The sequence below is a fragment of the Candidatus Streptomyces philanthi genome (assembly GCF_059553635.1).
The window spans coordinates 1-6,600 of sequence record NZ_JCANQV010000302.1 but is presented as its reverse complement, the minus strand read 5'-3'; the positions used below and the strand labels follow the sequence as shown (position 1 = coordinate 6,600).

Sequence of the window (6,600 nt, the reverse complement as noted above, 5' to 3'; positions counted from 1 at the left end):
CGCAGCCGCAGCCGCAGCAGGGCGGCTACGGCTATCCGCAGACCTCCTACGGCTACCCCCAGCAGCCCCAGCAGCAGGTGCCACACCCGCAGCAGCCACCCGCCCCGCCGCAGTACCCCCAGGCGCCCACCCAGCAGCCGGCCTACGGCTACCCGCAGCCCGGCCCCCAGGCCGCGCCCCAGGACCCGCAGCAGGCGGCCCTCCACGCGGCCCAGCAGGCCCAGCAGGCACAACAAGCGCAGCAGGCCCAGCAGATGGCCGCCTACCACCAGCAGCAGGCGGCCCAGCAGGCGCAGCAGCCCTATCAGCCGCTGCCGGGGCAGCAGCCCGCCGACCCGTACGCGGGGCAGTACGCCTCGTACTCCCCGCCCGGCGCGCAGCAGCAGCCGCAGCGGGCCGCCCCCGGCGCGCCGCTGGGCTACAGCGCCGCCGTCGAGCTGACCTCGGACCGGCTGCTGCGCAACCAGCCCAAGAAGCGCAAGCCGGGCGCCAACGCGCAGCCGTCCAAGTTCCGGCTGGGGGCGAAGAAGGAGGAGGCGGAGCGGCAGCGGAAGCTGGAGCTGATCCGTACGCCGGTGATGTCCTGCTACCGCATCGCGGTGATCAGCCTCAAGGGTGGTGTCGGCAAGACCACGACGACCACCGCGCTCGGCGCCACCCTCGCCTCCGAGCGGCAGGACAAGATCCTGGCGATCGACGCCAACCCGGACGCCGGCACCCTCGGCAGGCGGGTGCGCCGCGAGACCGGCGCGACCATCCGTGACCTGGTGCAGGCGATCCCGCATCTGCACAGCTACATGGACATCCGGCGGTTCACCTCGCAGGCGCCCTCCGGTCTGGAGATCCTCGCCAACGACGTCGACCCGGCCGTCTCCACGACCTTCAACGACGAGGACTACCGCCGGGCGATCGACGTCCTCGGGCGGCAGTACCCGGTCATCCTGACCGACTCGGGCACCGGTCTGCTCTACAGCGCGATGCGCGGGGTGCTGGACCTGGCCGACCAGCTGATCATCATCTCCACGCCGTCCGTGGACGGCGCGAGCAGCGCCAGCACGACCCTGGACTGGCTCTCCGCGCACGGCTACGCCGATCTCGTGCAGCGCGGTATCACCGTGATCTCGGGTGTCCGCGAGACCGGCAAGATGATCAAGATCGACGACATCGTGTCGCACTTCGAGACCCGGTGCCGCGGCGTGGTCGTGGTCCCGTTCGACGAGCACCTCGCCACGGGCGCCGAGGTCGACCTCGACATGATGCGGCCCAAGACCCGCGAGGCGTACTTCGCCCTCGCCGCCCTGGTCGCCGAGGACTTCACCCGCGTCCAGCAGGCGCAGGGCGGCTGGGGCGACCCCAACGCCCCGCAGCAGGGCGACCCGTACGCCCAGCAGCAGCCCGGCCTGACCCCGCAGGGCTACCCGCAGCAGGCCGGGTACCCCCAGGCGGGCCAGCCCCAGCAGTGGCCGCAGCAACCACCGCAGCAGGGCTACGCGCAGCCCCCGGCGCACTGGCAGCAGCCCGCGCCGGACGCGCCGCAGCAGGGATGGCAGCAGCCGCCCCAGCAGTGACGGTACGGAAAAGGGGCGGGGCCCGGCACCTCACACGGTTGCCGGACGCCGCCCCTTCGCGTACGTGTCAGGAGGCCGCCGCGATGATGCCCCGCGCCTCTTCGACGTCGACCGCCATCCGCTCCAGCAGCGCGTCCAGGGTGTCGAACTTCTCCTGGCCCCGGATGTAGGCGAGGAAGTCCACCGCGACGTGCAGCCCGTACAGGTCCAGTCCGACGCGGTCGATGGCGTACGCCTCGACGGTGCGCGTCGTCCCGTCGAACTGCGGGTTGGTGCCGACGGACACGGCCGCGGGCATCGCCTCGCCCTCGACGTGCAGCAGTCCGGCGTAGACCCCGTCGGCGGGGATCGCGGTGTGCGGCAGGGTCTCCAGGTTGGCCGTGGGGAAGCCCATCTCGCGACCCCGCTGGGCACCGCGGACGACGATGCCCTCGACGCGGTGCGGGCGGCCCAGGACCTCCGCGGCGCCGGCCACATCGCCCTCGGCGACCAGTTGGCGGGTGAGGGTGGAGGAGAACGGCACCCCGTCGCCCGCCGTGCCCCGCTCGACGAGGTCGACGACCTCGACGGCGTAGTCGTAGGTGCGGCCCAGTTCGGTGAGGGTGCCGACGGTGCCGGTGGCCCGGTGGCCGAAGCGGAAGTTGGGGCCCTCCACGACCAGCCGCGCGTGCAGCTTGTCGACCAGGACCTTGACCACGAAGTCGGCCGGCGCGAGCTTCGAGAACTCCTTGGTGAACGGCAGGACGAGCACCGCGTCCACCCCCAGTCCGGCCATCAGCTCCGCACGCCGGTGGTGGGGTGCCAGCAGCGGCGGGTGCGTCCCGGGGCGCACGACCTCGCTGGGGTGCGGGTCGAAGGTGACGACCACCGCGGGAACGCCCAGCTCACGGGCGCGTGCCACGGTCCTGCCGATGATCAGTTGGTGGCCGCGGTGCACCCCGTCGTACGAGCCGATGGTGACGACGCTGCGCCCCCAGTCCTCGGGGATGTCCTCCAAGCCACGCCAGCGCTGCACTGTGCCCGCTCCTCGCCCGAACTCTTGTCCGTCCAACTGCGCCCTCTCTCCGGACGCAGGTCCAAGACTGCCATGCCCGTGGTGCCGCCCCGCGCGAAGGGTGGCCTCGCCGCGACGGGAGCGGTGCCCCGGTGCGGCGGGACCCGCCGCGTCAGGCGAACACCGCCAGGCTCTTCGTCTTCCCGCCGCGGTTCTCCACCAGGGCCAGGAACGTACCGTCCGGGGCGAAAGCGGCGACCGGCCCCTCGGTCTCGAACAGCGGCATCGGGATGCGCGCGCCGTTCGTCAGCAGCCGCGCCTGGGAGGCGGCCACGTCCCAGCGGGTGAACGCCGCCGCGGCCGCCTCGGCGATCGGCATCACCGGGAGCCCGGCGTCCGGGTCGTCCACGGCGGCCTGGAGCTGTTCCAGGGTGCGGGCCCGGTCCAGCTTGTACGGGCCGACGCGGGTGCGGCGCAGCGCCGTCAGATGCCCGCCGACGCCGAGCGAGGCCCCCAGGTCCCGGGCGAGTGCCCGGATGTAGGTGCCGGAGGAGCAGACGACGGAGACCAGCAGATCGGTCACCGGGGTGCCGTCCTCGGCCTCGGTCTCGTGCACGGAGTGCACCACGAACGAGGACACGGTGACGGGCCGTGCCGGTATCTCCACGTCCTCGCCGTCGCGGACCCGCGAGTACGACCGCTTGCCGTCGATCTTGATGGCGCTGACCTTCGACGGCACCTGCATGATCGCGCCGGACAGCTCAGCGACGCCGGCGTCGATGTCCTCCCGGGCGAGCCCGTGCGCGGCCTTGGACGCGGTGGTCTCGCCCTCGGCGTCATCGGTGAGCGTCGACTGCCCGAGCCGGATCGTGCCGACGTACTCCTTCTCCGTCAGCGCGAGGTGGCCCAGCAGCTTGGTCGCCCGTTCGATGCCCAGGACGAGGACGCCGGTGGCCATCGGGTCGAGCGTGCCGGCGTGCCCGACGCGGCGGGTGCGGGCCATGCCCCGCATCTTCGCCACGACGTCGTGCGACGTGAAGCCGGACGGCTTGTCGACGATGACAAGGCCGTCCGGCCCGGTGTTCTGGCGCTTCATTCTGCGGCTGTGTCCTCGTCGTCGCCGGGCTTGCGGTACGGGTCGGCCTCACCGGCGTACTGGGCGCCCGAGGACGCCTCGCGGACCTTGGCGTCCGACGCCCGCGCCCGGTCGAGGAGGTCCTCGATGGTCTTGGCGTTCTCCGGGAGCGCGTCCGCGACGAACGTCAGGGTGGGCGTGAACTTGGTGCCCGCGGCGGCGCCGACCGCGGAGCGCAGGATGCCCTTGGCGCTCTCCAGTCCGGCGGCCGCGCTGGCCCGGTCCTGCTCGTCGCCGTAGACGGTGTAGAAGACCGTCGCCTCCCGCAGGTCGCCGGTGACCCGGGTGTCGGTGATGGTCACGTGCGTGCCGAGCCGCGGGTCCTTGATGCCGCGCTGCAGCTTCTGGGCGACCACCTCCCGGATGAGGTCTGCCAGCCTCTTCGCCCGCGCATTGTCGGCCACTGGTCCGTCTCCTTCTTGTCTTCCACAATTGTGCTTCCACCGGCGTCCGCGCGCCCGGTCGTCATGACCAGTCGTCGTCGCCGTGCAGCCGCCGCCGTACCGACAGCAGCTCCACTTCGGGCCGTGCGGCGACCAGGCGCTCGCAGCGGTCCATGACCTCGTTGAGGTGTCCGGCGTCCCCGGACACGACCGCCAGGCCGATGACGGCCCTGCGGTACAGGTCCTGCTCCCCGACCTCCGCGACGCTCACCGCGTACTTGCGGCACAGCTCGGCGACGATCGGGCGGACGACGGAGCGCTTCTCCTTCAGCGACCGTACGTCGCCGAGAAGCAGATCGAAGGACAGCGTCCCTACGTACATGCTGGGGCGGGTAGAGCCACCCGCGGGGCCTTGGGTGCCGGTCCTGTGAACGGTACACGCAACGTACGGGGCCGATCGACGGAAATACCTCCGCCGACCGGCCCCGGACGAGCCGCCCGCGGCCCGGCCACCGAAGCGGTGACCGTGCCGCGGGCGGGCTGCACGCCGCGTCAGCCGCGCGGCTTCTCGCGCATCTCGTACGTCGCGATGATGTCGTCGACCTTGATGTCGTTGAAGTTGCCGAGGTTGATACCGCCCTCGAACCCTTCGCGGATCTCGGTGACGTCGTCCTTGAAGCGACGCAGACCGGAGATGGTGAGGTCCTCCGCGACGACCTTGCCGTCGCGGATGAGGCGCGCCTTGGTGTTGCGCTTGACCTCGCCGGAGCGGATGAGGACACCCGCGATGTTGCCGAGCTTGGACGAGCGGAAGACCTCGCGGATCTCGGCCGTACCGAGCTCGACCTCCTCGTACTCCGGCTTGAGCATGCCCTTGAGGGCCGCCTCGATCTCCTCGATCGCCTGGTAGATGACCGAGTAGTACCGGACGTCGACGCCCTCGCGGTCGGCGCGCTGGGTGGCGCGGCCCTCCGAACGGACGTTGAAGCCGATGACGATCGCGTCGGAGCCGGTCGCCAGGTCGATGTCGGACTCCGTGACCGCACCGACGCCGCGGTGCAGGACGCGGATGTCGACCTCTTCGCCGACGTCGAGCTGGATCAGCGAGGACTCCAGGGCCTCGACGGAACCGGACGCGTCGCCCTTGATGATGAGGTTGAGCTGCTGCACCTCGCCGGCCTTGAGCACCTTGTCCAGGTCCTCCAGGGAGACCCGGCGGGTGCGCTTGGCGAAGGCGGCGTTGCGCTCGCGCGCCGCGCGCTTCTCGGCGATCTGGCGGGCCGTGCGGTCCTCGTCGACGACCAGGAAGTTGTCGCCGGCGCCCGGGACGTTGGTCAGACCCAGGACCAGGACGGGGGTCGAGGGACCCGCTTCCTGGACGTTGTTGCCCTTGTCGTCGAGCATCGCCCGGACACGGCCGTACGCGTCGCCGACGACCATGGTGTCACCGACCCGCAGGGTGCCGCGCTGGACCAGGACGGTGGCGACGGCGCCGCGGCCGCGGTCGAGGTGGGACTCGATCGCGATGCCCTGCGCGTCCTGCTCGGCGTTGGCCCGCAGGTCGAGCGCGGCATCCGCGGTCAGGACCACGGCCTCCAGCAGCTTGTCGATGTTCAGACCCTCACGGGCGGAGATGTCGACGAACATCGTGTCGCCGCCGTACTCCTCGGCGACCAGGCCGAACTCGGTCAGCTGGCCGCGGACCTTCGTCGGGTCGGCGCCCTCGACGTCGATCTTGTTGACCGCGACCACGATCGGCACGTCGGCCGCCTTGGCGTGGTTCAGGGCCTCGATCGTCTGCGGCATGACACCGTCGTTGGCCGCCACCACGAGGACCGCGATGTCGGTCGACTTCGCACCACGGGCACGCATGGCGGTGAACGCCTCGTGGCCCGGGGTGTCGATGAAGGTGATGCGGCGCTCTTCCTCGTTGACCTCGGTGGAGACCTGGTAGGCACCGATGTGCTGGGTGATGCCGCCGGCCTCGCCCGCGATCACGTTGGTCTTGCGGATCGCGTCCAGCAGTCGCGTCTTACCGTGGTCGACGTGACCCATGACGGTCACCACCGGCGGACGCGCGACGAGCATCTCCTCGCCGCCCTCGTTGCCGAACTCGATGTCGAAGGACTCCAGGAGCTCGCGGTCCTCCTCCTCCGGGCTGACGATCTCGACGACGTAGTTCATCTCGCCGGCGAGCAGCTCCAGCGTCTCGTCGGAGACGGACTGGGTCGCGGTGACCATCTCGCCGAGGTTCAGCATGACCTGGACCAGCGACGCCGGGTTGGCGTTGATCTTCTCCGCGAAGTCGGTCAGCGACGCGCCGCGCGACAGACGGACCTTCTGGCCGTTGCCGCGGGGCAGCATGATGCCGCCCACCGACGGGGCCTGCATGGCCTCGTACTCCTGACGGCGCTGCCGCTTCGACTTGCGGCCACGACGCGCGGGACCGCCGGGACGGCCGAACGCGCCCTGCGTGCCACCACGGCCACCGGGGCCGCCGGGACGACCGCCGAAGCCGGG

The 6,600-nt window shown here is 71.4% G+C and carries 6 protein-coding genes; 1 reads left to right on the top strand and 5 read right to left on the bottom strand.

Annotated elements, in window-relative coordinates; translation table 11 throughout:
* Positions 1 to 1,568 (top strand): MinD/ParA family ATP-binding protein (locus tag AC51EU_RS25250; RefSeq protein WP_496269374.1); only part of this gene is annotated, 1,568 nt, incomplete at its 5' end.
* A 67-nt stretch (positions 1,569 to 1,635) separates the two neighbouring features.
* Here AC51EU_RS25250 and AC51EU_RS25245 read toward each other — a convergent pair.
* The 5 genes from AC51EU_RS25245 to infB all read right to left on the bottom strand — a co-directional run.
* Positions 1,636 to 2,583: a bifunctional riboflavin kinase/FAD synthetase gene (locus tag AC51EU_RS25245; RefSeq protein ID WP_496269373.1), complete on the bottom strand. Its 948-nt coding sequence runs from the start codon at positions 2,581 to 2,583 to the stop codon at positions 1,636 to 1,638.
* Positions 2,584 to 2,734: 151 nt separating this feature from the next.
* Positions 2,735 to 3,658, bottom strand: a complete 924-nt coding sequence (gene truB / locus AC51EU_RS25240) for a tRNA pseudouridine(55) synthase TruB (RefSeq protein WP_496269372.1) — start codon at positions 3,656 to 3,658, stop codon at positions 2,735 to 2,737.
* The gene (gene rbfA, locus AC51EU_RS25235) at positions 3,655 to 4,101 is read right to left on the bottom strand and encodes a 30S ribosome-binding factor RbfA (RefSeq protein ID WP_496269371.1); all 447 of its coding nucleotides are present in this window, start codon (positions 4,099 to 4,101) and stop codon (positions 3,655 to 3,657) included. The genes truB and rbfA overlap by 4 nt, the downstream gene beginning before the upstream one ends.
* 61 nt (positions 4,102 to 4,162) lie before the next feature.
* Complete coding sequence (locus tag AC51EU_RS25230; protein WP_496269370.1) at positions 4,163 to 4,462, bottom strand: DUF503 domain-containing protein; 300 nt, start codon at positions 4,460 to 4,462, stop codon at positions 4,163 to 4,165.
* A 170-nt stretch (positions 4,463 to 4,632) separates the two neighbouring features.
* A partial coding sequence (gene infB, locus AC51EU_RS25225; RefSeq protein ID WP_496269369.1) for a translation initiation factor IF-2 occupies positions 4,633 to 6,600 on the bottom strand: 1,968 nt, incomplete at its 5' end.